General features: G+C 65.6%; 26 protein-coding genes, 1 tRNA gene and 5 pseudogenes. 5 read left to right on the plus strand and 27 right to left on the minus strand.

Annotated features, from left to right (window positions below; genetic code table 11):
* Window positions 1-158: 158 nt before the first annotated feature.
* The 6 genes and pseudogenes from tnpC to ASE59_RS16795 all read right to left on the minus strand — a co-directional run bounded on the left by tnpC (window position 159) and on the right by ASE59_RS16795 (window position 4,637).
* Window positions 159-1,718 (minus strand): annotated as a pseudogene (gene tnpC, locus ASE59_RS16770) (IS66 family transposase).
* Window positions 1,719-1,773: 55 nt separating this feature from the next.
* Window positions 1,774-2,121 (minus strand): IS66 family insertion sequence element accessory protein TnpB, encoded by a 348-nt coding sequence (gene tnpB, locus ASE59_RS16775; RefSeq protein WP_056459012.1) that lies wholly within the window; start codon window positions 2,119-2,121, stop codon window positions 1,774-1,776.
* On the minus strand, window positions 2,118-2,480 hold the full coding sequence (gene tnpA / locus ASE59_RS16780; protein ID WP_235515822.1) for an IS66-like element accessory protein TnpA: 363 nt from the start codon (window positions 2,478-2,480) through the stop codon (window positions 2,118-2,120). The genes tnpB and tnpA overlap by 4 nt, the downstream gene beginning before the upstream one ends.
* 533 nt (window positions 2,481-3,013) lie before the next feature.
* A pseudogene (locus ASE59_RS16785) lies at window positions 3,014-3,792 on the minus strand (sulfite exporter TauE/SafE family protein).
* A 7-nt stretch (window positions 3,793-3,799) separates the two neighbouring features.
* The gene (locus tag ASE59_RS16790) at window positions 3,800-4,318 is read right to left on the minus strand and encodes a rhodanese family protein (RefSeq protein ID WP_056459018.1); all 519 of its coding nucleotides are present in this window, start codon (window positions 4,316-4,318) and stop codon (window positions 3,800-3,802) included.
* A gap of 4 nt (window positions 4,319-4,322) precedes the next feature.
* The gene (locus ASE59_RS16795; protein ID WP_056459021.1) at window positions 4,323-4,637 is read right to left on the minus strand and encodes an ArsR/SmtB family transcription factor; all 315 of its coding nucleotides are present in this window, start codon (window positions 4,635-4,637) and stop codon (window positions 4,323-4,325) included.
* 71 nt (window positions 4,638-4,708) lie between these two features.
* On the opposite strand from ASE59_RS16795, the pseudogene ASE59_RS16800 reads away from it, so the two are divergent.
* A pseudogene (locus ASE59_RS16800) lies at window positions 4,709-5,608 on the plus strand (MBL fold metallo-hydrolase).
* Between the two features lie 18 nt (window positions 5,609-5,626).
* On the opposite strand, the gene ASE59_RS16805 reads toward ASE59_RS16800, so the two are convergent.
* The 11 genes and pseudogenes from ASE59_RS16805 to thiL all read right to left on the minus strand — a co-directional run bounded on the left by ASE59_RS16805 (window position 5,627) and on the right by thiL (window position 16,113).
* The gene (locus tag ASE59_RS16805) at window positions 5,627-6,460 is read right to left on the minus strand and encodes a GGDEF domain-containing protein (protein ID WP_156360151.1); all 834 of its coding nucleotides are present in this window, start codon (window positions 6,458-6,460) and stop codon (window positions 5,627-5,629) included.
* Between the two features lie 469 nt (window positions 6,461-6,929).
* Window positions 6,930-7,304, minus strand: a complete 375-nt coding sequence (locus ASE59_RS19980) for a hypothetical protein (protein ID WP_156360152.1) — start codon at window positions 7,302-7,304, stop codon at window positions 6,930-6,932.
* A gap of 733 nt (window positions 7,305-8,037) precedes the next feature.
* Window positions 8,038-8,324, minus strand: a pseudogene (locus ASE59_RS16815) (IS5/IS1182 family transposase); the annotation flags it as partial.
* A gap of 134 nt (window positions 8,325-8,458) precedes the next feature.
* Window positions 8,459-8,534 (minus strand) — tRNA-Phe (locus tag ASE59_RS16820).
* Between the two features lie 29 nt (window positions 8,535-8,563).
* Window positions 8,564-8,764: a DNA gyrase inhibitor YacG gene (locus ASE59_RS19370; protein WP_082458536.1), complete on the minus strand. Its 201-nt coding sequence runs from the start codon at window positions 8,762-8,764 to the stop codon at window positions 8,564-8,566.
* Entirely contained in the window at window positions 8,742-9,716 is a 975-nt protein-coding gene (locus ASE59_RS16825; RefSeq protein ID WP_056459031.1) for a hypothetical protein, read from the minus strand. Before ASE59_RS16825 ends, ASE59_RS19370 begins: the two co-directional genes overlap by 23 nt.
* The gene (locus tag ASE59_RS16830) at window positions 9,709-10,278 is read right to left on the minus strand and encodes a Maf family protein (protein WP_056459034.1); all 570 of its coding nucleotides are present in this window, start codon (window positions 10,276-10,278) and stop codon (window positions 9,709-9,711) included. The genes ASE59_RS16825 and ASE59_RS16830 overlap by 8 nt, the downstream gene beginning before the upstream one ends.
* A 29-nt stretch (window positions 10,279-10,307) precedes the next feature.
* Window positions 10,308-10,526: a translation initiation factor IF-1 gene (gene infA / locus ASE59_RS16835; RefSeq protein WP_003049127.1), complete on the minus strand. Its 219-nt coding sequence runs from the start codon at window positions 10,524-10,526 to the stop codon at window positions 10,308-10,310.
* 206 nt (window positions 10,527-10,732) lie between these two features.
* A complete protein-coding gene (locus tag ASE59_RS16840) occupies window positions 10,733-12,688 on the minus strand; it encodes an alpha/beta hydrolase family protein (protein ID WP_056459037.1) in 1,956 nt (651 codons plus the stop codon).
* Between the two features lie 122 nt (window positions 12,689-12,810).
* Window positions 12,811-14,985, minus strand: a complete 2,175-nt coding sequence (locus ASE59_RS16845) for a sodium-translocating pyrophosphatase (RefSeq protein ID WP_056459040.1) — start codon at window positions 14,983-14,985, stop codon at window positions 12,811-12,813.
* A 252-nt stretch (window positions 14,986-15,237) separates the two neighbouring features.
* Window positions 15,238-16,113, minus strand: a complete 876-nt coding sequence (thiL, locus tag ASE59_RS16850) for a thiamine-phosphate kinase (RefSeq protein ID WP_056459043.1) — start codon at window positions 16,111-16,113, stop codon at window positions 15,238-15,240.
* Between the two features lie 50 nt (window positions 16,114-16,163).
* Here thiL and hisG point away from each other — a divergent pair, with 50 nt between their 5' ends.
* The 3 genes from hisG (at window position 16,164) to nusB (ending at window position 18,856) form a co-directional block, all read left to right on the plus strand.
* On the plus strand, window positions 16,164-16,814 hold the full coding sequence (gene hisG, locus ASE59_RS16855; protein WP_056459046.1) for an ATP phosphoribosyltransferase: 651 nt from the start codon (window positions 16,164-16,166) through the stop codon (window positions 16,812-16,814).
* Window positions 16,811-18,094 carry a histidinol dehydrogenase gene (gene hisD, locus ASE59_RS16860; protein ID WP_056459049.1) on the plus strand — a complete coding sequence of 428 codons (1,284 nt, stop codon included), beginning with the start codon at window positions 16,811-16,813 and terminating at the stop codon, window positions 18,092-18,094. The genes hisG and hisD overlap by 4 nt, the downstream gene beginning before the upstream one ends.
* Before the next feature lie 294 nt (window positions 18,095-18,388).
* On the plus strand, window positions 18,389-18,856 hold the full coding sequence (gene nusB / locus ASE59_RS16865; RefSeq protein ID WP_056459052.1) for a transcription antitermination factor NusB: 468 nt from the start codon (window positions 18,389-18,391) through the stop codon (window positions 18,854-18,856).
* Between the two features lie 261 nt (window positions 18,857-19,117).
* Here nusB and ASE59_RS16870 read toward each other — a convergent pair whose 3' ends face one another.
* The 4 genes from ASE59_RS16870 to ASE59_RS16885 are packed head-to-tail and all read right to left on the minus strand — an operon-like array spanning window position 19,118 to window position 21,907.
* Complete coding sequence (locus ASE59_RS16870) at window positions 19,118-20,017, minus strand: alpha/beta fold hydrolase (RefSeq protein ID WP_056459055.1); 900 nt, start codon at window positions 20,015-20,017, stop codon at window positions 19,118-19,120.
* Complete coding sequence (locus ASE59_RS16875; RefSeq protein ID WP_056459057.1) at window positions 20,014-20,916, minus strand: pirin family protein; 903 nt, start codon at window positions 20,914-20,916, stop codon at window positions 20,014-20,016. The genes ASE59_RS16870 and ASE59_RS16875 overlap by 4 nt, the downstream gene beginning before the upstream one ends.
* Entirely contained in the window at window positions 20,916-21,620 is a 705-nt protein-coding gene (locus ASE59_RS16880; protein WP_056459060.1) for a glutathione S-transferase, read from the minus strand. The genes ASE59_RS16875 and ASE59_RS16880 overlap by 1 nt, the downstream gene beginning before the upstream one ends.
* Complete coding sequence (locus ASE59_RS16885) at window positions 21,617-21,907, minus strand: BolA family protein (protein ID WP_056459062.1); 291 nt, start codon at window positions 21,905-21,907, stop codon at window positions 21,617-21,619. The genes ASE59_RS16880 and ASE59_RS16885 overlap by 4 nt, the downstream gene beginning before the upstream one ends.
* 36 nt (window positions 21,908-21,943) lie before the next feature.
* On the opposite strand from ASE59_RS16885, the gene ASE59_RS16890 reads away from it, so the two are divergent.
* Window positions 21,944-22,558 (plus strand): J domain-containing protein, encoded by a 615-nt coding sequence (locus ASE59_RS16890; RefSeq protein WP_056459065.1) that lies wholly within the window; start codon window positions 21,944-21,946, stop codon window positions 22,556-22,558.
* 241 nt (window positions 22,559-22,799) lie between these two features.
* Here ASE59_RS16890 and ASE59_RS16895 read toward each other — a convergent pair whose 3' ends face one another.
* The 6 genes and pseudogenes from ASE59_RS16895 to ASE59_RS16920 all read right to left on the minus strand — a co-directional run bounded on the left by ASE59_RS16895 (window position 22,800) and on the right by ASE59_RS16920 (window position 25,913).
* On the minus strand, window positions 22,800-23,255 hold the full coding sequence (locus tag ASE59_RS16895) for an SRPBCC domain-containing protein (RefSeq protein WP_056459068.1): 456 nt from the start codon (window positions 23,253-23,255) through the stop codon (window positions 22,800-22,802).
* Between the two features lie 60 nt (window positions 23,256-23,315).
* Window positions 23,316-24,083, minus strand: a complete 768-nt coding sequence (locus ASE59_RS16900) for a VOC family protein (protein WP_056459071.1) — start codon at window positions 24,081-24,083, stop codon at window positions 23,316-23,318.
* A complete protein-coding gene (locus ASE59_RS20785) occupies window positions 24,080-24,496 on the minus strand; it encodes a DUF1428 domain-containing protein (protein ID WP_321163237.1) in 417 nt (138 codons plus the stop codon). Before ASE59_RS20785 ends, ASE59_RS16900 begins: the two co-directional genes overlap by 4 nt.
* Window positions 24,479-24,805 (minus strand): annotated as a pseudogene (locus ASE59_RS20790) (DUF1428 domain-containing protein); the annotation flags it as partial. The pseudogene ASE59_RS20790 and the gene ASE59_RS20785, both read right to left, overlap by 18 nt.
* A complete protein-coding gene (locus ASE59_RS16915) occupies window positions 24,802-25,491 on the minus strand; it encodes a glutathione S-transferase family protein (protein ID WP_056459074.1) in 690 nt (229 codons plus the stop codon). The pseudogene ASE59_RS20790 and the gene ASE59_RS16915, both read right to left, overlap by 4 nt.
* A complete protein-coding gene (locus ASE59_RS16920) occupies window positions 25,488-25,913 on the minus strand; it encodes a VOC family protein (RefSeq protein ID WP_056459077.1) in 426 nt (141 codons plus the stop codon). Before ASE59_RS16920 ends, ASE59_RS16915 begins: the two co-directional genes overlap by 4 nt.
* Window positions 25,914-25,959: the final 46 nt, after the last annotated feature.

Raw genomic sequence — 25,959 nt, forward strand, 5'->3', positions numbered from 1 at the left:
CTCGAATTCAGTTATTAGAGAAAATGTATTTCTATGATCGTGGTCGTAGGAGCATGACTTTGCGTCCAGCGGTCACTGATCCGTTCGAGCGGCGGATCGTTTCCTTTACAAACTCGCTGCTGCGCGATCGAAGGTAAGCGTGGTTTGGAGGCCGCAGATTATGCCGCTTGCGCAATCGGCTGATCTGCCGGCGGCATCCAGTTCCAGGGCATGAGTTCGTCCCATCGGCTGGCAGGCCAGTCTGCCGCGACTTTGCCGATGACATCGGTGATGTAGGTCTGCGGGTCGACGCCATTCGCCTTACAGGTCTGGATGACGGTGTAGATGGCCGCAGCGCGCTCGCCGCCTGCACGGGAGCCGGCGAATAGCCAGTTGCGGCGTCCGACCGCGACACCGCGCAGCGCACGTTCGGCGATGTTGTTGTCGATCTCGAGGCGACCGTCATTGACGAAGCGCGACAGCGCGGACCATCGTTTTGTGCCGTAGGCGATGGCTTTCGCCGTGTCGGACCTAGGCGACAGATGGCGTAGGGCAGTGTCGAGCACCTCGCGCAAGGCGTCGACCAGCGGTCGGCTTTTCTCCTGACGGGTTCGGTATCGCACATCGGGCGGTTGGCCGCGGACCTCGGCCTCGACGGCATAGAGCGCGCCGATCCGCTCGAGGATGTCGGTGGTCAGCGGCGTCGGCGACCGCTCGTGCAGGTCGAAGACCTTGCGCCGGAAGTGCGCCCAGCATGCGACCTCGGTGACGCCGCTGCGGTAGAGCCCGTCATAGCCGGCATAGGCATCGGCCTGGAGGAAACCGCGGAAGCCGGCGAGATGGGACGTTGGGTGCGCGGCGGTGCGGTCTGGCGTGAAGCGATACCAGGTCGCACGTGGTGCCGTGCTGCCCGATGCCTGGTCGTCGGCCGCGTACACCCACAGCCGCCCGGTCGCGGTTTTGCCCCGGCCGGGGTCGAGCACCGGCACCGGGGTATCGTCGGCATGGATCTTGTCGGCCTTGAGCACCTCGTCGCGGATGCGGCTGACGATGGGATCGAGGAGTGCCGCAGCCTGTCCAGTCCAGCCCGCCAATGTCGAGCGGTCGATGTCGATACCTTGCGCCGCCATCATTTCGGCCTGGCGGTAGAGCGGCAGATGGTGGTCGAACTTCGAGACGACGACGTGCGCCAGCGTAGCGAAGGTGGCCTTGCCACGCGCCACGGCGCTGACCGGGGCGGGAGCCTAGACGATCTTCTCGCATACCCGGCAACTGTATTTGGGGCGGACGTTGCGCACGACGCGCCAGCGCACCGGCACGATGTCGAGCATCTCGTGCGCGTCCGAGCCGAGCGCGCGCAACGCACCGCCACAGTCCGGGCAGGTGCAGGCACCCGACGCCGGTTCGTGGACGACCTCCTCGCGCGGCAGATGCCCCGGCAGACTGCGGACGGGCACCGGCCGAACCGCTACGCCGCTGTCGGCCACCTCGGACACAGACGTATCGCGCTCGGTCTCCAGTTCCTCCAGCGCCAATTCGAGCTGCTCGATCTCGCGCCCCAGCTTCTCGGACGACGCCCCAAACTGCATCCGCCGCAGCCGGGCGATTTGTCCGCGCAGGGTATCGATAAGCAGGTCGCGGGCGGCGAGCGCGGCATTGGCCCGGGCGAGCGAAGCCTCCAGCGCGGCGATCCGCGCGGCGGCATCATCAGGGGAAACGGGCGCTTCCGGCACCCGCATTTTATAACAGATTGCATGGCAACGGGCGAGCAAAAGCAACGCAAAACCGCCGTTTCTACCCCGCCAGCGTCGGCGTGAACGTCCGCTCCGGTCGCCGCCAGTCGATGCCTTCCAGCAGCATCGACAATTGTGCAGGCGTCAGCGTCACTGTGCCCGTCGCGGTCAACGGCCAGACGAAGCGGCCACGGTCCAGGCGCTTGGAAAACAGGCAAAGCCCCTGACCGTCGAACCATAGCAGCTTGACCAGATGGCCGCGCTTGCCGCGGAACGCGAACAGCGCTCCGGAATGCGGGTTCTGCGCGAGCACCTGCTGCACCAGCACCGCCAAGCCATCGAACCCCTTGCGCATGTCGGGCACCCCGCACGCCAGAAACACCCGCGTCGGCAGCAGCACCGGGTTCACCGCAGCACCGACAACACCCGTGCAAGTGCACCCGCATCCACGCTCGCGTCGACACTCACCCGCACACCGCCCGGCAATTCGATCTGGATGAGCCCCGATGGATATGGCGCCGGCAGTGGCGCAGGCGGCGTCGGTTCCGCCACCTGCACCTCGGCAAATACCGGCAGCGACGGCACCGCCTCGGCCAGCTTGCCCTCGCGCAGCTGCTTGCGCCATGTGTAGATCAGGCTGCTCGATACCTCGCGACGGGCGATGATATCGCAGACCCGGATCCCCGGGCGGAACGCCTCGGCCAAAATCTCCAGCTTCTCCGCGTCCGACCATCGGCGCCGGCCTGATACCCGGCCGACCACCTCCATCCGACCAGTCATACGAGTGCTCGTATGACTGGTCGTAGAACCGATAACTTCCCGCACCGCCTGCGCCCTCGTCAAAGGCGACAAACATCCCCGCCACCGACGCTACCGCAAGGCGGCCTGCGGACCACGCTTACGATCGAAGCATCCCTCGACGGTCTGCGGCGGCGTCGGGCGTGGCCTGCAAGAAGGCTCGAACCTCCGACAATTCGCGACACCCCCCCATTGTCGGCGTCACGATGGGCAGGGCGTCCGGAGGCAGTACGAGGCTGCGATACGATCTGATGGTTGAAGGTGGTCTGAAAGCGTCGTTCCGGGAGCAGTTTGGCGTACCGAGCAAGTGTGGTCGGTAGGCAAAATCGTGGGCGCGCCGGTAGCGGAGGGCCATGTGGTCCTCATCGAGTACACGGATGGCGGCAGACGTTTTCGGTTCTACGACCGGTCATATGTCCGGGCGGGTGGATGGCGTCAGCCGGGTGTCGGGTAGAAGGCGCTGGTCGGACACTGGGAAGCTGAGGTTTCCGAAATCGCATGGCTTAGACGGAGGATGCTGCGACATGGACCCCGACTGCAACGATCACGATGGCAAACCCACGTTCGAGCAGTCCTTTGCGCCGAGCAAACATTCGGCTCGCTGCGATGCCAGCGACGGTGCCGGCCGCTCCGCCAGCGATCAGCAACGCCGTCACCGGCCAATCGACCAGCCCGGAAACCGCGTAGGAGGTTGCGGTCATCAGACCGAGCGCGCCAACGACGACCAGCGACGTGCCGATCGCAAAGGATAGCGGCATGGCGGTGGCGAGGACCAACCCCGGCACGATTAGGAATCCCCCGCCGATCCCGAAAACCCTGCCGCCCAACCTGCGCCCACCCCGACGAGGCTAAGGCGGGGCAGGAGCGTGAGAGCCGTTTGTCGTGTCAGACGAACGTCCAGTGCCTCCGCCATCCGTCGCTTGCGCAGCATCGTCAGGCCGACACCGATCATCAGAACGCCGAACAGGACCAGCAGACGTTTGCCGTCGATCGCCTTGCCAAGTTCGGCACCGAGTGCCGCGCCCGCGATGCCGGACGCGGCGAACACGCCCGCGCACGGCCATTTGACGCGACCCGCCCGCGCATGGCCTATGAGCGCGGCGAGCGCGTTGACCGTCACCGCGACCGCAGCGGTGCCAATCGCGGCCTGTGCTGATCCAACTCCGACCACGTAGACCAGCAACGGTACGGCTAGGATCGAGCCACCCCCAGCCATCAGACCGAGGATCAAGCCGATCAACCCGCCCGAAGCAAGAGCGACGAGGGCCGTGCTGATATCCATGTCTGGCTCAGGCGGCCGCCTGCCGGTTCCACGGCATGATGCGCAACAGCCTGGCCATTCCGCACCGGCCCGTCGTGCCTGCGAACACCAGTCCTGCGCCAACGAACGCGGAGACGCCGAGAAAGCCGGGTGCCAGGAGAAAGCCGAGCAGCACGCTCGACAGCACCAATGCACCAGCCGTGATCTGCACCTGTCGCATCATTTCGATCGGCTGCTTGCGATTGGTGATGATCGGATGACCGTCCCTTCGCCAGGCGTCGATGCCACCGTTCAGAATATATGCGGGCGCTCCTTGCGCCGCACCGGCGAGTCCTGCCGCATTGGCGGCGGTGCGCATCCCGGAGCGACAGTGGAAGACGACAAGGTGCTCGCTGCGCGTCAGATCGGTGATACGGTCAAGCGGAAGGCTGACCGCGCCTGGAATGTGCTCACGAGCATGTTCGTCGGCATCGCGAATATCGACTAGGCGCGCCCCGGCATCGATCAGACAACGGGCATTGGCAGGGGAGAGTGTTGGAAGGGCCATGAGATCAATCCTTACAGTAGAGCTGGTAAAGGGTGGCAAGCAGCGTTTCGACGCGGGGATCGGCGATGCCGTACCGCAGCGTCTGGCTCTCGCGGCGGAAGCAGACGAGCCCTTCGTCCCGCATCTTCGCGAGGTGCTGTGAGCAGGCCGACTGCGACAGGCCGACGTCGCGGGCGAGATCGCTCACTGTAACCTCACCATGTTCGACCAGCTTGCACAGCAGCATCAGTCGTCGCCGGTTGCCGATCGCCTTGAGCGTATCGGCGACATGCTCCGCCTTCGCCTCGAAGGTCGCCAGATCCATCGAAGGCTTGCGCATTCTGATTACTCCATTAAATGCTGCTAATTTAGTAATATCTAATATGTAGTCAAGGCACTGCGGCGAGAATCATGATCCAACCCTTCATCGAGGCATTCTTCGACGAGCCGACCAGCACGATCAGCTATCTCGTCGGCGATCCCGTCACGCGCATCGCCGCAGTCATCGACCCGGTGTTGGACTTCGATCTGCCCAGTGGCTTGGCCGACACCCGCTAGGCTGAGCGGATCGTCGTGTTCGCGCGCAAGCACGACTGGCGGATCGGGATGGTTCTGGAGACGCACGCCCATGCCGATCATCTGTCCGCCGCGCCGTTCATCAAGGCGCACACCGGCGCATGGATCGGCATTGGTGCGCAAATTCGCGACGTGCAGCGGATCTTCCGCCCGATCTTTGGAGTGAGCGATCTGGATGCGGATGTCGATGGCTTCGATCGGTTGTTCGAGGACGGTGATCGATCCGCGATCGGCGAACTTGAGGTTGAGGCGCTGCATGTCCCCGGTCACACGCCTGCCGATGTTACGTACAAGGTCGGTAATGCGGCGTTCGTCGGCGACACGTTGTTCATGCCCGATTACGGCACCGCTCGCACCGATTTTCCCGGCGGTGATGCGCGCACGCTCTATCGTTCGATCCGGCGGTTGCTTTCACTCCCCGATGAGACGCGCCTGTTCATGTGCCACGACTACAAGGCTCCGGGTCGCGATGAGTTTCGCTGGGAAACGACGCTTGGCGCGCAGCGTCGGACCAGCGTGCGCGTCCATGACGGCATCGACGAGGCCGAATTCGTTGCCCTGCGCGAGCAACGCGATGCGGGGCTGCGCACGCTTAGGCTGCTGCTGCCTTCGATCCAGGTCAACCTGCGCGCTGGTCATTTCCCAGCAATGGAGGCCAACGGCGTCATCTATCTGCGTATCCCGGTCAAGTGGGGAGTATGCGATGCATCAGGCGATGCGTTGAACGTGACCTAGGGTCTGTCGTTCACGGGATCACGCCGACGCAAGCTGGCATGCCTCTCCCGCAACGCATAGTCGGTCGCGACCCGACCGCTTGGCTTGGTACAATGCCTCGTCGGCACGACGTAGGAACGTCGATTCGCAATCGTCCGTTGCCGAGGTCGCGATGCCGATGCTCGCGGTCACGGAAAGTGTGTTCCCGTCGAGCAATACGATGTCCTCGCTCCTGATACGCTGCAGCAGTCGCTCGCCTAGGAGGGAGGCGTCCGCCGACTTGCTATCGACCGCCAGTATGACGAACTCCTCGCCTCCGTAACGAGCCACCACGTCGTTGGTCCGAACGATGCTCGCCATCAAGCCGCTGACATGTCGCAAGACCTGGTCGCCGACATCGTGCCCGTACGCGTCGTTGACGTGCTTGAAGTGATCGAGATCGACCAGGAGCGCTGAAAGCGCACATCCCGTGCGATGGGCCCGACTCAGTTCCTCGGCGAGCCTGCCGTCGAGATACCGGCGATTATAAACCCCGGTCAGTGAGTCGTGCATGACGTCGCGTTCCAGCGATGCGATGCGGATGATGTCCCGGGTCGTCATTTCGGACAGTCGCGCGACGATCAGGACGAACGCACCCCCCGCCAGGAGGATGGAAGCGACGATGAGGTCGGGTATCGTCACGATCATCGGGACGTGGGCTGCGCCGAACACCGCATAACCGGCGAGGAAAGCGAAGATCAATCTCCGAAGCCATAGCCAGCGGACCTGCAACGCTCCCGAACCAAGTGCGTGCAGGATCGATCGGATCGACGGCAACGCCGCGGCAATCATGGCCATGCCGCCAGCGATCATGAGGAAGAACGTCCAGTACACGGCAGCGACTTATCCGAGATTGATGGAGATACTCCTAATCGTATGGTGCGTCGCAAGAATAAAAGTCGTCCGATTGGCCGGGCTGGCGATCGACGTGCGAGCTCAAACATCCTGGTGCACGTATGTTGAACCGGACGCTGTCAGGAAGACGTCGGTGCCGATAGCCTCGTCGGACGAGAGGTCGACCGCCGTGCGGCCGAACCTTTCGATCGGGATGCCAGGCAAGCGCTTCACGCTTTGTGCCGTGGACCCCGTTATCGGGTAGCAGTATGAATGCTTCCGAACGAATCTTCCGACGCCCCCTTCGTGGGCGCTTTCCCCCACCGCTGCCTCGCGCCCGAGCAGGAGACGGCGACCGGCTACGCCGCGACGTTTCTCAGAATACGGTCATTGCGCTGCATGGGCAGGCGCCGAATTGGAACGGCGAGGGAGCGCGGTCAGGAAACCCCGCATCTGATATTTCCGTTGGTCAGGATCCTGCGTTCGTTCTGAAGACCACGCGATCGGTTCGCATTCTTGCTTCCAGCAGTTCGGGCTTGAGGAATGGTCTAATTTCGTCCAGTTGCCGCTCGGAAGCCGAAACGATGAATTGGCGGGTCGTCTCGATCGTGAATCCGTTGTGGTTCGCGACGTTGACCTGGTCAACATCGCGGTCGTTCCACGCGACTTCAAAGCACCTGTTTGGGGAGGGCGTGCCGACCAGCAGTGTTCGTCGACCCAGCGCCATCGTGATGAACTGCGCGGCTCCTTGTGCACCGTCCAGTCCCTGAAGGGCTGTTCGTTGATCAGGAGATCCTCCTTCATATTCTTGACGATGCAGAACCTCATCCTTCGAACTACGCATACTTGACCCACAAATTCCGTTTCATCATGTCGATCACGGAACGATGAGCCTGACGTCCATTCTCTTCATTCGTTTCAGGCACCACGGCTCTCTTTTGTGTTCTAGTTATAAAAGGCTTTGTGCAATGAAGATGAAGGGATCGACCCTTGTCATCATCCTGGCGTTGTATGATTTTTCTCACGACTGGATATGAGCATGGAACGGTGCAGGACTTGACCATGAACGATGAGATCCGGGGGATCGTCCGCCGCTTAGGTGTCGGCGATGCTCGAGCCGACGAGCAGTTTCGCATCCTGACCGAACTGGACGCTGGGCGCGCTGGCCTTCATTTCTTCGGCCATCGAGTCGTTCATTTTCATTCTCCGAAAGGGATTTTCGATCCCCTTGGAAGCTGTCGTTCTACTTTCTGATTTTTAGACGCTTAGATCAGTCCGACCTGCAGCGTAGTCGGGGAAGTGTCGATCCTATAAACTGCGACAGGCTGTTCGGTCGCCTGTCCTCTACTCGAAAGCACGAACGGCGTACGCTTGGTCGGCCGTACTAGTGTTGTCTAGGGCAACGGCGATACCGATCGTTCGGCTGACTAGCCTTGCGGCAAAATCTTTAAATTTCCGAGAATGTTAGGCGCAATCCATGCGACTACACGACCCAAAAAGAACCTTTTCAGGGTCGAATAAGGCTGTGACGGGGTCACGGTTAGGTAGTCAAAGCAGCTCGATCAGACGGCCGAGATCCCCTCTTTCAATCGCAGGCTCGATGCCGTGCGGTGCGCCTTCAAGTAGGTCGCGTCGATCATGACCGTTCTTGGCTCCGCGAGTGCAGCCGCCAACACCTCCATCATGCGCGGGAACACGCCTGCCGCCCCCCAGGCGCTTCCACCGACTGTAGAGCGTCTTGGGCGGACCGTAGGCGCTCGGCGCATCACGCCAGCGCAGCCCGTTCTTGCTTGCCGTGGCTCATTGGAGAGAACGGCCGCAACCGCTCCATATGCTCGTCCGTCAGCCAAAACAGGTCTCTTATCCCGGTCTCCTTGCTGAGCCTGAATCAGAGTGCGGCACTCACATGAATGGGTTCTGACCCTAAGCGTGCGTGGCAATGTCGTTAACGTGCGTATCGGACGCCTTAACGTGCAAGATTAGTCAGATCAGGAAGGGTGGTGCCCAGGGACGGGATCGAACCGCCGACACTGCGATTTTCAATCGCATGCTCTACCAACTGAGCTACCTGGGCCTGTCCGGGTGACCGGAAGAGCCGGCCTGTTAGCCGTGCGAATCGTCCCTGTCCAGCCCGGTTTCGGATTTTTCGTCGGAAGAAGCGGCGGGGCCGGGAATCCGGTATCCTTCGCCCATCCAGTTCAGCATGTCGCGGTCGCGACAACCGCGGCTGCAAAAGGGGCGGAAGGCCGGTTCGGACGGGGTCGAACATAGCGGGCAATGGTTACGGGAAGCGAGCCTGGACATGCCCCGCCGATATGGCGAGGCCGCTGTCCGCCCGCAAGGCGAGCGGCGCGCCGAGCGTACGCTCGACCGCCTGGATCCAGTCCGGGCGCGCGGCGATGGCGGCGATGACCGCCGGATGCGCCGCAAGCGTGCGTTCGCCACTGCCACCGGTTCGTTCCGCCTGTCGCAGCAGCGCGCGGGCATGGGCGGGAACGTGCGCGAACAGTTCGGGAAGCGACGCACGCGATCGACGTCGGACGATCTGCAGGAAGCCGAAGCCGTTGACGGCGGTCCGCTCGAAGGGTTGCGGCAGGATCGCATCGACCGCTTCGGCCGCGGCGATGCGCGCAGCCTTGTCGTTCACGGTCGGCAGGTCGATGCCGATCGACCCGGTGATGTCGAGCCGCGTGATCGCGGCGGCCGCCGCACGCGCCCCGGTAACGGCAAGCGATGCCGGGGCAAGGTCGCCATCGATATCGATCAGCGTCATCGCCGGGGTCAGCGCGATCGACAGCGCGCCGCCCACGAAGGCGACGTTGCCGGTGGTCGCCTCTTCGATCAGCAAGGGCCAGCCGGCCTCGCCTAACAGGTCGCGTTCGAACGCGCCGACAATGCGTACCCCCGCCAGATCGGCGATCGACGGTCCGTCATCGCGCTGCGCATCCGGCGGGGCGGGGCGGGCGCGGGCGCGTTTGGGCTTGCCGGGTTCGGACAAGGCCGGCCGGGTGATCTCGACCAGCAGGGTCGCGCCTTCGGTCACGGCGCGGGGCAGCGGGCTTAGCACCGCCTCGCCATCGTCCCAGGCGACGATTCCCTCGTTGCGGATCGGCAGGCGGCGGACCAGTCGCGCGGACAGGATCGTGCCCGCACGCAATGCGTCGTCGGGTTCGATGCGGGCCTCGACAATCTCGCCGTTGACGATGCGCGCGGCTCGGACCTCGCCGATGCCGCGCTCGACGATCCAGTCAGCCAAGCGGCACGCCGGCGGTTTCGAGCAGCGCGCGCGTGTCGAACAGCGGCAGGCCGATCACCCCCGAATGGCTGCCCGACAGGAAGCGGACGAACGCTTCGGCGCGGCCCTGGATCGCATAGCCGCCGGCCTTGCCCAACCCTTCGCCGCACGCGACATAGGCGTCGATCTCACGCTGCTCCAGCCGCTTGAACGCGACGATCGTGTCGGCAATGCGGATGCGCGCCTGTCCATCGGGCATCAGCACGCACACCGCCGACAGGCAATGGTGGCGGCGGCCGGAGAGCAGGCCGAGCAGTTCGCGCTGGATGTCTTCGGTCGTGGCGGGGGGCAGGATGCGGCGGCCGAGCGCGATCGTCGTATCGCCCGCCAGCACCACCGCGCCGTCGACCGGGCCGATCGCGCGGGCCTTCGCTTCGGCAAGGCGCAGCGCATAGGGGCGCGGCAACTCACCCTTCAACGGGTTCTCGTCGATATCGGGAGCCTCGACGCGGTCGGGCACCACGCCGATCCGCGCCAGCAGATCGCGGCGGCGGGGCGAGGTCGAGGCAAGTATCAGGCGCATGGGCGTGGACCCGGTCACGCGGAACCGATTTACTTGAAGCGGTAGGTGATGCGACCCTTGGTCAGGTCATAGGGGGTCAGTTCGACCAGCACTTCGTCACCGACCAGCACGCGGATGCGGTTCTTGCGCATCTTGCCGGCGGTGTGCCCCAGGATCTCGTGATCGTTCTCGAGCCGGACGCGGAACATCGCGTTGGGCAGCAGTTCGACCACCTGGCCGCGCATTTCGAGAAGTTCTTCCTTCGCCAAACAGATACCTCGTGAAATTAGGGCGCACCGGAAACGGGCGGGTTCCCTTAGGCGCAAACCGGAAAAAAAGAAAGCACGAACGACCGGACCCGTGGCTGGCACGGCCGGTCGTGGCGTCGGCGCTGGAAATAGGGTGTGGCGGCGGGGAGGGCAAGGGTGTGCCGTTCCCTGTCATCATCCCGCCTGCGCGGGGATGACGACGGGTTTCATGCCGGATTATGCGCCTTCAGAAACGCGGTCATCTCCTGCAAAAACTGCAACCGATCCTCGCTGCGCGAAAAGAAATGGTCGCCGAGCGGCTGTTCGACATAGCGGTGCGGCTTGCCGGCGCGCTTCAGTTCGGCGGCAAGCGTGCGCGATTGCGCGACCGGCACGCGCTTGTCGACCTTGCCATGCATCAGCAGGATCGGCGTCGAGAAATCGGCGGCGTGAAAGCGCGGCGAGATCAGCTGGAAATCGGGCGCCTGCGTGCGCAGCCAGTCGCCGATGGTGCGGCCGTTGAGGAACTGGCTGTCATAGCGGCGCAGCGCCGCCAGGTCGGATACGCCGGCATAGCTGATCGCGCAGCGGTATAGTTTGCCGTCGCGCTGCGCGGCGCGCATCGCCGCATAGCCGCCATAGGATGCGCCGACCATGCAGACGCGCGTGGGATCGGCGACGCCTTCCTTGGCCAGATGGGTGACCGCGTCGTTCAGGTCGTCCTGCATCTTCAGGCCCCATTCGCCCGCGCCCTTCTTGGCGAACGCGACGCCATAGCCCGACGATCCGCGATAATTGGGCTGGATCACGACATAGCCGAGTTCGGCCAGATATTGCGTCCACCAGTCCCAGCTTTCGCTGTCGCGTGCCGACGGGCCGCCATGCGGCAGGACGATCAGCGGCAGGTTCTTCTGTCCCGACCGGTGGCGGGGCATCGTCAGTACCGCCTCGATCGGGGTTCCGTCGCGCGCGATGTAGCGGATGGTGCTGACCGGTGAGAGGCGGCGGCTTTGCAGCGTGTTGCTGTTCCACGCGACGCGCTGCATCCGGCTGAACGCGCTGTCCCAATAATACAGGCCGCCCGGCTGCGACGGGGCGGCGACCTCGATCAGGAATTTGTCGCGCTTGCGGTCCCACGACACGATCTTCGCACGGCGATCGCCGATCGATTTGTCGATATCGCCCTGCAGCGTTTTGAGCTTGTCATCGAACCAGACGGTGCGGCCGTGCTTGTCGGTCAGGGTCACGCCGGCGACGTCATTCTCGTCGGCATTGTCGATGATGCCGTCGACGTCATAGCCGTCGACCGAATGCAGTTTCTTGCCTAGCGACAGGTCGGGAAGCGACACCTGATAGACCGAGGTGAAGCCGCCTTCGTCGTCGAGCGCGATCGCGCTGCCATCGGCGCGGAAGGTGATCGGGATGGTCAGCCCGTCCTCGTCCTTGCGCGCGCGCCGGGCGATGACGCGGAAGCTTTCGGCGTTGTTGGCGCGGTAAAGCAGCGCCGAACTGCGCGACTGGTCGTTATATTGATAGGCGGCGCGGACCTGCCCCTGCCCATCGGCATACCAGCTATAGACATTCGGCCGCCCCTCCGCGACGCGGCGCGACTTGCCGGTCGACACGTCGATCTCGAACACCGCCGGGTTGAAGTCGGTTTCGCTTTCGATTCCCGTCTGGCGCGACAGCAGGATTCGGGGCGATCCGTCATGCGCCACCCACAGCACGTCGTCGGCGCGCAACCCCGACTTGTCCCAGTCGAGCCGGCGCGTCGTCTTGAAATCGGCCTTCACGGCCAGCACGCGGGTAACGTAATATTCGTTGCCGTACAGCATCTGCTGCGTGCCCAGCCCGACGATCAACCAGTCGTCATTGACCCAGCGCCACCAGTTGATGTCGGTATCCTCGGGTGCGCCGAGCGCCTGGCGCTTGGCGCTGTCGAACAGCGACGACAGCACCAGCACCTGTTTGCCGCCCATCGCGCTCTTGGCGACGACGCGGGTGCCGTCGGGCGACAATCTGGGCGATTCGACCGAGGGGAGTTCGGCGAACACCTTGATCGGCACCGGGGCGGCGGGGTCGACCTTGGCGGGTTTGTCCGCAGGCGGCGGCGGCGGCGGCGGCGGCGTCTGGGCCGAGGCGACGGTGGCGAGGACAAGGCCGATGGCCGCAACGAAACGCATGAAACCCCCTGTTCGGGGGCGGCCGGGATGCGCCCCCGCGCACCGGTTCCGGCAAGAACGGACGCCCCCATCCGCCGCCAACCTTACCGCAGCGGATGGGGGACGCAATCGGTCAAAAGCACCTATCCGGCGGTATGTCCGGCAAGCGCGGCGAGCAGCAGCAGCGCTACGATGTTGGCGATCTTGATCATCGGATTGACCGCCGGGCCGGCGGTGTCCTTGTACGGATCGCCGACGGTGTCGCCGGTTACCGCCGCCTTGTGCGCCTCCGATCCCTTGCCGCCGTGATTGCCGTCCTCGATATATTTCTTGGCATTGTCCCACGCGCCGCCGCCGCTGGTCATCGAGATCGCGACGAACAGGCCGGATACGATGACGCCGAGCAGCATCGCGCCGAGCGCGGCAAAGCCCTGTGCCTGACCCGCGACCCACGTCACGATGTAATAGACCGCGATGGGGGAGAGGACGGGGAGCAGCGAGGGCACGATCATTTCGCGGATCGCGGCGCGGGTGACGATGTCGACGGTGCGGCCATATTGCGGGCGGCTGGTGCCGGCCATGATGCCGGGGTCGGCGGCGAACTGCGCGCGGACGTCCTCGACCACCGATCCCGCCGCGCGACCGACCGCGGTCATGCCGAACGCCCCGAACAGATAGGGGAGCAGCGCGCCCAATAGCAGCCCGACGATGACATATGGATTGGACAGCGAGAAATCGACGGTCAGGTCGGGGAAGAACAGTTTCAGGTCGGTGGTGTACGCCCCGAACAGCACCAACGCGGCGAGCGCGGCCGAACCGATCGCATAGCCCTTGGTCACCGCCTTGGTCGTGTTGCCGACCGCGTCCAATGCGTCGGTGCGGCGGCGGACCTCGTCAGGCAGGTTCGCCATTTCGGCGATGCCGCCGGCATTGTCGGTAACCGGGCCGTATGCGTCGAGGGCAACGACCATGCCGGCGAGCGCCAACAACGCGGTCGCGGCGAAGGCGACGCCGATGATCCCGGCTAGCTGGTAGGAGGCGACGACCGCGACGACGATCACCAGCGTCGGCAGTGCCGTCGATTCGAGGCTGATGGCGAGGCCCTGAATGACGTTGGTGCCATGGCCGGTGACGCTGGCGCGGGCGATCGACTTGACCGGGCGGTAGGCGGTGCCGGTGTAATATTCAGTGATCCAGACCAGCGCGGCAGTGACGGCGAGGCCGATCATCATGCACCAGAACAGGTCCATGCCGGTGAAGCTCTGTCCGGCGACCGGCGCCTGCGCGCCGAGCGCCCCTTCGACGGTCAGCGTGTCGCCGCCGGGATCGAGGAAGCCTGCCCCGCCGATCACCGCGTTCAGATCGCCCAGCGCGTAGGTCGCCGCGAAATAGATGGCGGGGACGGCGAGCAGCGCGGTGGTCCAGAACCCCTTGTAGAGCGCGCCCATGATCGACTGGCCCCTGCCCAGCCGGACCATATAGGTGCCGAGGATCGAGGTGATGATACACACCCCGCCGACGATCAGTGGCAGCGCCATCAGGCGGAGCAGTTCGGCGGGCGGTGCCTGTACCAGCAGCGCGATAGACACCATGGTCAGGCCGATGGTGACGACATAGGTTTCGAACAGGTCGGCGGCCATGCCGGCGCAGTCGCCGACATTGTCGCCGACGTTATCGGCGATGACGGCGGGGTTGCGGGGGTCGTCCTCGGGGATGCCCGCCTCGACCTTGCCCACCAGATCGGCGCCGACGTCCGCCGCTTTCGTGAAGATGCCGCCGCCCAGCCGCGCGAAGATCGAGATCAGCGACGCACCGAAGGCGAGCGCGGTCAGCGCCTCGACCACTTCGCGGTCGCCCGGACCATGGCCGGCAATGGCAACGAGGTACCAGAAGATGCCCGAGATCGCGAGCAGGCCGAGGCCAGCGACCAGCATCCCCGTGATCGCGCCCGAGCGGAACGCCATGGTCAGTCCGCTCTGCAGCGAACCCCGCGCTGCCTCGGCGGTACGGACATTGGCGCGGACCGAAATCTCCATGCCGACATAGCCCGCGACCCCCGACAGGATCGCGCCGATCAGGAAGCCGACCGTCGACAGCGGGCCGAGCGTGGGGAACAGGATGATGGCGACGATGACGCCGACGATGGCGATGGTGCGATACTGGCGACCCAGATAGGCCTTGGCCCCTTCCTGGATCGCGGCGGCGATATCCTGCATCCTGGCGTCACCCGCCGAGGCGCGCAGCACCTGCATACTCGTGAACACACCGTACAACACGGCCAGCGCACCACACGCCATGGCCAGATAGACTATCGTCATCCGCAACCCCTCCTGCACAGGGCCGCCCGGCTGTCTCGTCGGGTCGAACCCTTGGAAGCGGGGCAGCTTATGCCGATGGGCGGGGGGCGCAAGGGGGAATGCGGGGGAGCTTCCAATCCTCCCCATGCCAATGGGGAGGGGGACCAGCCGCAGGCTGGTGGAGGGGCAAGGCCGCGGGCGGTGGCGTTTGTGGCCTTGCCCCTCCACCCCTCGCTGGCGCGAGCGGTCCCCCTCCCCGCGAGCGGGGAGGATTTAGTGTTGGTAGCCGAGGCGGTCGGGGAGGGGGATGGGGTGGCCAGCATTTAGTAGGGTCAGGCCCGCCCCTTCCGCGAACCTGCCGATCCGGGTCGCTGCTACCGGGGGCAGCGCGTCGCAGGCGAAGAGCAGTTCGTAGTCGTCGCCCGCCGTGGCGGCGGTCAGGGCATCGTGGCCGAATGCCTTGAGGCCGTCCGACAGGGGAACGTCCGCGAGGTCGATCGTCACCTTGAGGCCGCTCGCCGCCGCCATGCGGGTCGCGTCGATCAGCAGGCCATCGGACACGTCCATCATCGCGTGGACGATGGGGGCGAGCGCCCGTCCTTCTGCAAGGCGCGGGGTCGGGCGGCGATAGCGGTGCAGCAGCGGCGCGGGTCCGTCCGCCCCCTGTGCGATGGCAAGGCCCGCGCCGGCATCGCCGATCGTGCCGGTCACCCATAGCGCATCGCCGGTCTTCGCGCCGTCGCGGCGGGGGGCGTGCGCGCTACGGCCGAGTGCGGTCAGCGACAGGACGCGGGGAGCATGGGGGGGCAGCTTCACCGTGTCACCGCCGAGCAGGGGGCAGGTGTAGGTGCGCAGCACGTCGTCGAGGCCGGCGAGGAAGGCGCGGTCCCAGGCGTCGTCGCCGATCGGATAGCCGAGCATCACCCCGACCGGCTCCGCGCCCTTGGCGGCGAGGTCCGACAGGTTGGTCGCGACCAGTTTCCACGCGACATCGGCGGGGGGATCGCCCGGGAGGAAATGAACCCCTTCGACGATCATGTCCTTGGTAAGGATCAGGTCGCCGAGATGCGCGGCGTCGTCGGTCAGGTCGTGCGCGCCGGGATGGAGCGGCAGGGTACGCAGCACGGCGATGAAGTCGGCTTCGGTCATGGCCGCTCTGTTGCGCCCGCCGTGGACCCCAAGTAAAGCGCCAGTCGCCCATGACCGACCCCATCATCATCGCCGTGCCCAAGGGGCGTATCCTCGACGAAGCGATGCCGTTGCTCGCCCGCGCCGGTATTGTCCCCGAGGCGGCGTTTCGCGATCCCGACAGCCGGCTCTTACGCTTTCGCACCGACCGTGCCGATATCGACCTTATCCGCGTGCGCGCGTTCGACGTGGCGACCTTCGTCGCGCATGGCGCGGCGCAGCTGGGGATCGTCGGGTCCGACGTGCTGGCCGAGTTCGACTATTCGGAACTCTACGCGCCGGTCGACCTGAAGATCGGGCATTGCCGCATCTCGGTCGCGGAACCGGCGGGGATGGCCGCGACCGACGATCCGCGCGGGTGGAGCCATGTGCGCATCGCCACCAAATATCCGCATACGACGCAGCGCCACTTCGCGGCGCGGGGTGTGCAGGCGGAGTGCGTGAAGCTGAACGGGGCGATGGAGCTGGCACCGGTGCTGGGCCTCGCGCCGCGTATCGTCGATCTGGTGTCGTCGGGGCGGACGCTGAAGGAGAATGGGTTGGTCGAGGTCGAAACCATCGCCGAGGTGACGTCGCGGCTGGTCGTCAACCGTGCGGCGTTCAAGACCCGCGAACAGGTCGTGCCGCTGGTCGATGCGTTCCGCCGGGCGGTGGCGGCATGATCCGGCTGGACGCGGGTGCGGCGGGCTTTGCCGCCGACTTCGCCGCCTTGGTCGATGCGCGGCGTGAGGCGGACAGCGACGTCGCGCGCGACGTGACCGCGATCCTGCGCGCGGTGCGTGACGAGGGCGATGCGGCGGTGCGCGCCTTTACCGAGAAGTTCGACGGCCATGATCCGGACGTAACCGGCTGGCGGATCGAGCTGGCCGAGTGCCGGGCTGCGCTGGACGGGCTGGACCCGGAGCTGCGGGCGGCGCTCGAATTGGCGCACGACCGGATCGTCGCCTATCACGCCAAGCAGCGGCCCGAGGATCGCGACGAGGTTGACGCCGATGGCGTGCGGCTGGGCGCGCGGTGGAGTGCGGTCGCAGCGGCGGGGGTCTATGTGCCCGGCGGACGCGCCGCCTATCCATCGTCGGTGCTGATGAACGTGGTGCCGGCCAAGGTCGCCGGGGTCGAGCGGATCGTGATGGTCACGCCGACGCCGAAGGGCGAGGTCAATCCGCTGGTACTCGCCGCCGCCGCGCTGGCGGGGGTGGACGAGGTGTGGCGGATCGGCGGGGCGCAGGCCGTCGCGGCGCTGGCATACGGGACCGACCGGATGCAGCCGGTCGATGTCGTGACCGGGCCGGGCAATGCGTGGGTCGCCGAGGCCAAGCGGCAGCTCTACGGCGTGGTCGGGATCGACATGGTCGCCGGTCCGTCGGAGATCGTGGTCGTTGCAGACGGGCAGAACGACCCGGACTGGATCGCCGCCGACCTGCTCAGCCAGGCCGAGCATGACCCGACCAGCCAGTCGATCCTGTTCACCGACGATGCCGGGTTCGGCGATCGGGTGGCGAAGGCGGTCGACGACCAGATCGCCGAGCTGGCGACCGGACAGGTAGCGCGGGCGAGCTGGGATGCGAACGGGGCGATCGTGATCGTGCCGACGCTGGCCGATGCGATGCCGCTGGTCGACCGGCTGGCGCCCGAGCATCTGGAACTGGCGGTCGGCCATCCCGAACCGTTGTTCAAAGCGGTGCGCCATGCCGGGTCGGTGTTCCTCGGTCGCTACACGCCGGAAGCGGTCGGAGATTATGTCGCGGGGCCGAACCATGTGTTGCCGACCGGGCGGCGGGCGCGCTTTGCGTCGGGGCTGTCGGTGCTGGACTATATGAAGCGGACCAGCTTTCTGGGGCTGGACGCGGCGGCACTGGCGAAGATCGGGCCGGCGGCGGTGACGCTGGCCGGGGCCGAAGGGCTGCCGGCGCATGCGCGATCGGTGGCTATTCGACTGTAATTGCTGGCTGCTCCCCTCCCTGGCAGGGAGGGGCCGGGGGGTGGGTCGGCCCGCGAGCGAGCGTTGCGCCCGCCCCAAACCTACCCACCCCCGGCCCGTCCCTTGTCAGGGAGGGGTGGGTCTGTCGGCCAAAGTTCACGAAAGTCACACTTGCCACGCAATTGTGCAGTGGTCGGACCATCGGGGTCGGGCAGGCGGACGGTTCAAAGAGCGCGGCGACGCTGGCATGGTCCGGCTTTGTAGGAAAGCGCCCCCTCGACTTCCGAGCCGGACAGCGGCTATGGGGCGGCGCTTATGACCAGCAAGAATTCCCGTCCGCGCGGTGCCCGTCAGGCACGCGCCGCCGCCCGGTTGGCCGCCGTCCAGGCGCTGTACCAGCATGAGATGGAAGCGACGCCGATACCGGCGCTCCTCCACGAATTCCACCAGCACCGGCTGGGCGCGACGATCGAAGACGTCGAATATGCCGAGGCCGACGTCCATTTCTTCGACGACGTGGTCAAGGGCGTCGATGCGCGCCGCGACGAGATCGACGCGATGATTTCGTCGAAGCTGTCGAGCGGATGGACGCTCGACCGACTGGACAAGCCGATGCGGCAGATTTTGCGCGCCGGGACGTATGAGTTGATCGCGCGGCCGGACGTGCCGGTGGCGGCGGTCATCAGCGAATATCTGGACGTGGCCGATGCGTTTTATGATCGGCGCGAAAAGGGGTTCGTGAACGGGTTGCTCGATTCGGTGGCGAAGGTGGTTCGGGGGTAGTTCCTTCCTCCCCCGCTCGCTTCGAGCGGAGGTTCGAGCCTGTCGAGAACCGAAGTCGAGAAGGCGGTGTCCCAAGCGACCGGGTTCTCGACGGACGCTTCTCGACTTCGCTCGAAGCTGCTCGAACCGAACGGGGTGGGCGGTAAGGGTCGCGTTCCTTTCAACCGTTCGTCCTGAATAGCCATTGAGCTTGTCGAAATGGCGTATCGAAGGACCGCCACGGATGCTTCGATACGAGCCTTCGACAAGCTCAGCCTCTACTCAGCACGAACGGAGGGCGGGGGCAGAAAGCCAGTCCCGGATCGCCTCGTTCACCGCTTCCGGTGCCTCCCATGGCACAAAATGCCCGGCATCGACCTTCACCACCGTAAGGTCGGGCACCACCGTTTCCAGCCCCTCGACCTGTACCGGCAACAGCGCCTTGTCGCGGGTTCCCCAGATTACCAGCGTCGGTTGGGTGACGGGCGGGAAGGAGGCGTCGAGCCATGCCGGACGCTCGGGCGTTTCGCCCGGCGCGGGGACGATGATCGCCGAGGCGCGGTACCAGTTGAGCATCGCGGTCATCGCGCCGGGTTGCGACCATTCGTCGAGATAGGCCGCCTTGTCCGCCCCCACGATGGTACGCGTCACGAGCTTGGCGAAGCCGGTCGCGAAGAAATGTTCGAGGCCGCTGCCGATCAGGCCGCGATCGATCGACGTGTCGCGGAATTTGGTGATGTACTGGCTGGCGGCGCGCTGGTCGGGATCGTCGAACAGCGAGCGCTGAAAGATCAGCGGGTGCGGCGCGTTGAGGATGATGAGGCGTTCGATCCGGTCGGGATGGCGCAGCGCCGCCATCCACGCGATCGCGCCGCCCCAATCATGGCCGACCAGCGTGAAGCGCCCGACCCCCAGCGCATTGGCAAGCGCGATCAGGTCGGCGACGATGCGGTCGGGGGCATAGTCGGCGACCGTCGCGGGCTTGTCGGAGCGGGCATAGCCGCGCTGGTCGGGGGCGATGACCTGATGGTCGCGCGCGAATTCGGACAGTTGATGCCGCCACGTCCGGTGCGACTCCGGGAAACCGTGGAGGAAGATCATCGCCGGCGCACCCGGATTGCCTGCGACGGCGACGTCGAGCGACACGCCGGTCGACAGCGCGATACGGCGCAGGGCGGTCACGGATAGCTGACCGTCTTGGGGATTTCGGGGATGGGGATGAACTCGTCGGCATCGTCGGGGACTTTGGGGAAGTTGCCCGCTTTCCAGTCGGCCTTTGCCTGATCGATGCGATCGCGGCGTGAGGAGACGAAATTCCACCAGACGTGGCGCGGCGTCGTGAACGCTTCGCCGCCGCACAGCATCACGCGCGCACCGCCCGATGACCTGAGCGTCGCCGCGATGCCGGGGCGCAGGACGTAGAGCGTCATCGGTTCGAGCGGAACGCCGTCGAGGGCCGCGTCGCCGTGCGTCAGGTAGAGTGCGCGTTCGTCGGCACCCGCATCGATCGGGATCGCGCCGTTCGCGTCGAGGATGATGTCGGCATAGATGGTCGCGGCATATTGGGTGGTCGGGGCGGCGACGCCCCACAGGTCGCCCATCACGACGCGCGCGGTCGCGCCGCTGCCGCTGACGATCGGCAGGCGATCGGCCTCGACGTGCTCGAACGCGGGATCGATTTCTTCGCGATCCTCGGGCATCGCCAGCCAGGTCTGGATACCCGACAGCAGCGGTCCGCCCGCGCGTTCGTCGTCGGGCGAACGTTCGGAATGGACGATGCCGTGGCCGGCGGTCATCAGGTTGACCGCACCGGGTTCGATCCGGGCGAAGGTGCCGAGCGAATCGCGATGGTCGATCGCGCCGCCGAACAGATAGGTGACCGTCGACAGGTTGATATGCGGATGCGGGCGCACGTCGATGCCCTGTCCGGGGTCGAGTTCGGCCGGTCCCATCTGATCGAAGAAGATGAACGGGCCGACCATCGTCCGCGTCTTCGTCGGCAGGGTGCGGTGCACCTTGAACCCGCCCAGATCATGGGTGATCGGCTGAATCGTCTGGAGAAAGAAACGGTCTTTTTCCATCAATCGGCGTCCAGTTCGGGGTAATGGCGGAAAATGCCGTTGTCGTTGAACGGGATGCGCCGGTCGCTGGCAAGATAGTCGGCGATGCCGGGCAGCGTCGCCACCGCATCGCGGATCGCGATCAGCCGGGGCAGGCCGCGCTCCAGCGTCGTCATCCGGCGGGGAAAGGCATAGCGCAGCCCCTCGACGATCTGGAACAGCGAGGTGTCGACATAGGTCCAGCGATGGTCGATCGCCCATGGATCGTTGTTCTCGCCCAGCAACCCTTCGAAATAGAACAGGTATTTGTGCAGGCGTTCGTTCAGGAACTGCTTCGCGGCGCGGGCGGCCTCACCCTGCTGGTCCTCGTAATAGTCGCTGGTACCGACCGGGTGGTGGACGGCGTGCACCTCTGTCACCAGGTCGGCGATGGTCAACTGCCATTGATTGGCCCATTGCCGGTCGCGAATGCTAGACATGCTCAGGCCATGGCGCTCGCCCAGATATTGCAGGATATTGGCGACCTGCGCGACGACGAAGCCGTCGAGCGCTAGGAAGGGCGGCGCGAAGGGCGGGCGCGGGTGCCGCTCCAGCATTGCCAGCATCGCCTCCACGCCGTCCTCGCGCGCACGGTCGCGATAGGCGATGCCGGCACCTTCCATCGCGAGGCGGATGAATTCGCCGCGGCCCTGTATCGTCGGCCAGTACCACAGGTCGTAGCTCAATCGGCATCTCCCGGAGCGCGGGCACGGATCGCCAGCGCGTGAATGCGGGTGGCCAACAGGTCGGCAAGCGCCCGGTTGACCATCCGCTGCCGCCCAACGCGCGACTGGCCGATAAAGCCATCCGCTACGATCGTAACGGAAAAATGAGTTTCGCCGGTGCCGTCATCGCCCATATGGCCGGCGTGATGATGGCTGTCGTTGGTCACGACCAGCTGGGTCGGGGACAGGGCGTCGCGCAGCCGCTGGGCGATCAGATCGGCGAGCGGCATGGTGGTGGTGTCGGTCATCAGACCTATATAACCGGTTTTGCCAAAGGGAGTCGCGTGGCGCGCGAGAAGATCAGCAAGGACCGCCCCAATGCCCGGTTCCACGGGAGGGTCGAGGCGACGGGCCGACCGTGCGAAGTGCCGGGATGTGACGATGCGGGCGAATTCCGTGCGCCGCCCGTCGAGGGTGCGCCGCAGGGGGGCGAGCGGCCGAGCGCCTATCGCTGGTTCTGTCTGGAGCATATCCGCGCGTTCAATGCCGGGTATAATTACTTTGCGGGCATGACCGCCGAGGAAATCCATGATGCGCAGCGCCCCTATGCCGGATGGGAGCGGGAGACGCGGGCCTTTGCGCGTGCGGGCGGCGATCCGGGGCCGGCCTGGGCCGATTTCGCCGACCCGCTCGACGCAATCGGGGCGAAGTTCCGCGATGCGCGCGTGAACCGGGCCGAGCGCAAGGACGGCCGGCCGCTCAGCCCCGCCGACCGGTCGGCGCTGAAGGTCATGGGGCTGGACATCGATGTCGACCGGACGGGATTGCGTCAGCGTTATTCGGAACTGGTGCGGCGGTTCCATCCCGATCGCAATGGCGGCGACCGGCAACATGAGGCGGCGTTGCAGAAGGTGATCGCGGCGTATCAGCAGTTGAAGGGGGCGGCGGCGTTTGCTTGAATTCCCCCTTTTTCTCTGATCCGTTTGCTTCGAGCGCAGGTTCGAGCCTGTCGAGAACCGTAGTCGAGAAGGGGTTGCCCCAAGCGGGCGGTTCTCGACGGACGCTTCTCGACTTCGCTCGAAGCTGCTCGAACTGAACGGTGGGGGATGGGGGCAGGGGGGGGCGTCCCGAGAGGGAATGTTGCGACCGCCCCAAACCTACCCACCCCCGGCCCCTCCCTTGTCAGGGAGGGGAGGAGCTTCACGCGAAATTGACCGCCACCGCCTCCAGTTGCTGGGCGACCATGCCCCAGCCGCCTTCGAAGCCCATTTCGGCGTGCATCTTCGCCGTCTCCTCGTCCCAGTGACGGGCGGCGGCGCGGTAGTGGGTCGCGTCGCCATCGGCTTCGAAGGCGAAGATGCCGACGAACGCGAGTTGCTGCGGCTGCGGTATCCAGCCGGGGGCAAGCGCGTTGGTGAAGAGGATCCGTTCATAGGGGACCGCTTCGAGAATCACGCCTTCGCCGGTCATTGCCTCACCACCCGGGCCGCGCATCGTCGTCGCGAAGCGACCGCCGGGCGTCAGGTCGAGCGCGAGCAGCTCGGTGGTCCAGGGGCGCGGCGCCCACCATTTGGGAAGATGTTCGGTCCATGCCCGCCACACCGCGTCGACGGGGGCGGCGATGCGGCGTTCGATCGCCAGTTCATGTTCGGTCATGTTCTTCCTTCCACTGAACGGCCGTACCGATAGCCGCCGGTACGGTCGCGTCCAGCTTGCTTATGCGCGCGGACCGACCAGTCCAAAGCGAACCCCCTGCGGATCGACGGCGACGATCGAATAGCTGCCGCTGGGAATCTGGTCCGGCCCCTGCAGGATGGTGCCGCCGCCCGCCGTGATCCGGTCGACGGCGTGGTCGATATCGGCGACATGGGTCGAATATTGCCAGCCGGGTTGTCCGCCCGGCACCATGCCCATCGCCGCGCCGATCGCGACGTCGCCGCACAGCAGGAACTTGTAATCGCCGAACGACCCCATCGGCATCGACCCTTCCTGTCGCCAGCCGAACCGGTCGACATAGAAGGCGATGGCGCGGTCGGGGTCGGGCGCCATCAGCTGGTTCCAGACAAAATGGCCGGGCGTCGCCCGCTCGGCGGACTGGAAGGCGGTGCTGGTTTCGTCGCTCTCGCTGCGCATCAGATAGAGCGCGGCGCCCTGCGGATCGGTCAGCATCGCGATGCGGCCGACACCGGGGATGGTGGTCGGGGGCATGTGCTGCGTACCGCCCGCCGCGACGAAATCGACGGTGGCGGCATCGACGTCGTCGACCGCGACATAGCCGAGCCAGACCGGTGCCGGCATCCCCGGCGGCATCGCCATCAGCCCGCCGATCATCGCGCCGTCGGGGGCGACGAACAGGCGGTAATCCATGTCGGGCATGCCCGAATCCTGCACCTGCCAACCGATCACGTCGGTGTAGAAGGTCGCCGCCGCGTCTATGTCGCTGGTCAGCAATTCATACCAGATGAAGTCGCCCTGCCGGTTCATGCACCTGCTCCCATGCGTTGATCGAAAATCGGGGTAAAACCGCCATAGACCATGCGCTTGCCGTCGAACGGCATGGTCCGGTCGGCCATGCGCGGGTCGGCCATTACCGCCTGCCAGCCGGTGTCGCGTGCGTCCTTCGACGGCCATTCGATCCATGAATAGCAGGCGACCTCGTCCGGCCGGAGATCGAGGGCGCGGGCGTAATCGGTGTGCTTGCCCAGCGGCACGTCGTCGCCCCACCCCTCGACCACGCGCAGCGCGCCGTGATCGCGGAACACCAATGCCGATTCGGCAGCGAAGGCGAGATAGGCGTCGCGGTCCTCGCTGCGGACCGGGGTCAGGCAGCCATCGACATAGCCGGGCGTGCCGCCGTCGCCGCTGACCATCACGCCGTCGAACCCGCCATAGATCATGCGCTTGCCGTCGAACGGCATGTCGAGTTGCGCCATGCGCGGATCGGCCATCATCGCCGCGCCGGCCGCATCGCGCGTCGCCCGGTCTGGATATTCGATCCAGCTGAACAGCACATCCTCGTCGTCCGCCAGCGCGACCGATCGTGCGAAATCGGTGCGAGTGCCGGCGGGCACATCGTCGCCCCGGCATTCGACCAGACGCGTCGCGCCGAGATCGGCAAAGATCGCCGCCGCCGCTGCGACATGCCGTTCATAGGCGGCGCGATTGGCACGCGGCACTGGGGTCACGAACCCGTCGATATAGGTCATGCGCAGTCTCCCTTCGCCGCCCATTCGGCATAGCCGACGGGCGGTTCGCCGGTGAAGCCGGCCAGTTGCGCGGCAAGCGCGCGGTGAAAGGCGGGGCGGGCGGTGCCGCGGTCGACATAGGCGACCAGCGTTGGATGCGCTCCGAGCAGTTCGCTGCCCTCCATGATCCGCAGCACCGCGACCATCATCAGGTCGCCGATGCTGAAATCGCCGTCATACCATGTCCGGCCACCCAGCCGCGCCGCGACCTCACCGAAGCGTTCGGTGATACGCGCGTCGACTACGGGCAGACGCGGTTTCGACCATGGTTCGTCGCGTTCGAACAGCATGGCGATGGCGTGGTCCATGATCGGCGGTTCGACGGTGTTGAGCGCGGCGAACAGCCATTCGGTCGCCCGCGATTTTGCCGCCGGATCGGTCGGGAGCAGCACGCCATGCCGTTCGGCGACGTGCAGCACGATCGCACCCGATTCGAACAGCGTCAGATCGCCATCCTGATAGGTCGGCACCTGTCCAAAGGGTTGGCGCGCGCGGTGGTCGGCCCGCTTTTGCGCCCCCTGCGACAGATACTCCACATCATAGGGTTGGCCGGCTTCTTCCAAAATCCAGCGGACGCGAAGGTCGCGGACCTGGCCCTGAGCGAAATCGGGCACCCAGTCGAAGGCGGTGATGACCGGGCGGGTCATGCCGGGCCGTCGGTGTGGGCAGCTTCGGCGGCGGCCATGTCCATGGTGAATGGTCCCCAGCCATGGCCGTCGAGATCCTCGAACGCGCGGCTGTACATGAACCCTTCGTCTTCGGGATCGTGGAGTTCGCGTCCGCCCGCCGCCACGGCGGCCTGCGTGATCGCGTCGACGGCGGCACGGTCGTCGAACGACAGCGCCAGCAGTACGCCGCTTTCGGTCTTCGCATCGATGATCCGCTTGGGCGTGAAGCTCGCGTAGAATTCGCGATCGAGCAGCATGACGTGGATCGTCTCGGACCACGTCATGCCCGATCCGCGATCGTTCGAGAAACGATCGTCCTTCACGAAGCCGATTGCCTCGTAAAAGCGTGTCGCGGCAGGCACATCGGCGACCGCTAGGTTCACGAAAATCATCTTCGACATGGCACCCTCTCCCCGGACCTGCGAATCGCTGTTTGTCTTGGGTGCG

It is taken from the genome of Sphingomonas sp. Leaf10 (assembly GCF_001421245.1).
Classification (GTDB): domain Bacteria; phylum Pseudomonadota; class Alphaproteobacteria; order Sphingomonadales; family Sphingomonadaceae; genus Sphingomonas.

Excerpts from the sequence above, each read along its gene's own strand:
- tnpA (WP_235515822.1), bottom strand. The coding sequence starts at position 2,480 with ATGGAGGTGGTCGGCCGGGTATCAGGCCGGCGCCGATGGTCGGACGCG.
- ASE59_RS16790 (WP_056459018.1), bottom strand. The coding sequence starts at position 4,318 with ATGGCCCTTCCAACACTCTCCCCTGCCAATGCCCGTTGTCTGATCGAT.
- ASE59_RS16795 (WP_056459021.1), bottom strand. The coding sequence starts at position 4,637 with ATGCGCAAGCCTTCGATGGATCTGGCGACCTTCGAGGCGAAGGCGGAG.
- ASE59_RS19980 (WP_156360152.1), bottom strand. The coding sequence starts at position 7,304 with ATGCGTAGTTCGAAGGATGAGGTTCTGCATCGTCAAGAATATGAAGGA.
- ASE59_RS19370 (WP_082458536.1), bottom strand. The coding sequence starts at position 8,764 with ATGTCCAGGCTCGCTTCCCGTAACCATTGCCCGCTATGTTCGACCCCG.
- ASE59_RS16830 (WP_056459034.1), bottom strand. The coding sequence starts at position 10,278 with ATGCGCCTGATACTTGCCTCGACCTCGCCCCGCCGCCGCGATCTGCTG.
- ASE59_RS16840 (WP_056459037.1), bottom strand. The coding sequence starts at position 12,688 with ATGCGTTTCGTTGCGGCCATCGGCCTTGTCCTCGCCACCGTCGCCTCG.
- ASE59_RS16845 (WP_056459040.1), bottom strand. The coding sequence starts at position 14,985 with ATGACGATAGTCTATCTGGCCATGGCGTGTGGTGCGCTGGCCGTGTTG.
- thiL (WP_056459043.1), bottom strand. The coding sequence starts at position 16,113 with ATGACCGAAGCCGACTTCATCGCCGTGCTGCGTACCCTGCCGCTCCAT.
- hisG (WP_056459046.1), top strand. The coding sequence starts at position 16,164 with ATGACCGACCCCATCATCATCGCCGTGCCCAAGGGGCGTATCCTCGAC.
- hisD (WP_056459049.1), top strand. The coding sequence starts at position 16,811 with ATGATCCGGCTGGACGCGGGTGCGGCGGGCTTTGCCGCCGACTTCGCC.
- nusB (WP_056459052.1), top strand. The coding sequence starts at position 18,389 with ATGACCAGCAAGAATTCCCGTCCGCGCGGTGCCCGTCAGGCACGCGCC.
- ASE59_RS16875 (WP_056459057.1), bottom strand. The coding sequence starts at position 20,916 with ATGGAAAAAGACCGTTTCTTTCTCCAGACGATTCAGCCGATCACCCAT.
- ASE59_RS16885 (WP_056459062.1), bottom strand. The coding sequence starts at position 21,907 with ATGACCGACACCACCACCATGCCGCTCGCCGATCTGATCGCCCAGCGG.
- ASE59_RS16895 (WP_056459068.1), bottom strand. The coding sequence starts at position 23,255 with ATGACCGAACATGAACTGGCGATCGAACGCCGCATCGCCGCCCCCGTC.
- ASE59_RS16900 (WP_056459071.1), bottom strand. The coding sequence starts at position 24,083 with ATGAACCGGCAGGGCGACTTCATCTGGTATGAATTGCTGACCAGCGAC.
- ASE59_RS20785 (WP_321163237.1), bottom strand. The coding sequence starts at position 24,496 with ATGATCTATGGCGGGTTCGACGGCGTGATGGTCAGCGGCGACGGCGGC.
- ASE59_RS16915 (WP_056459074.1), bottom strand. The coding sequence starts at position 25,491 with ATGACCCGCCCGGTCATCACCGCCTTCGACTGGGTGCCCGATTTCGCT.
- ASE59_RS16920 (WP_056459077.1), bottom strand. The coding sequence starts at position 25,913 with ATGTCGAAGATGATTTTCGTGAACCTAGCGGTCGCCGATGTGCCTGCC.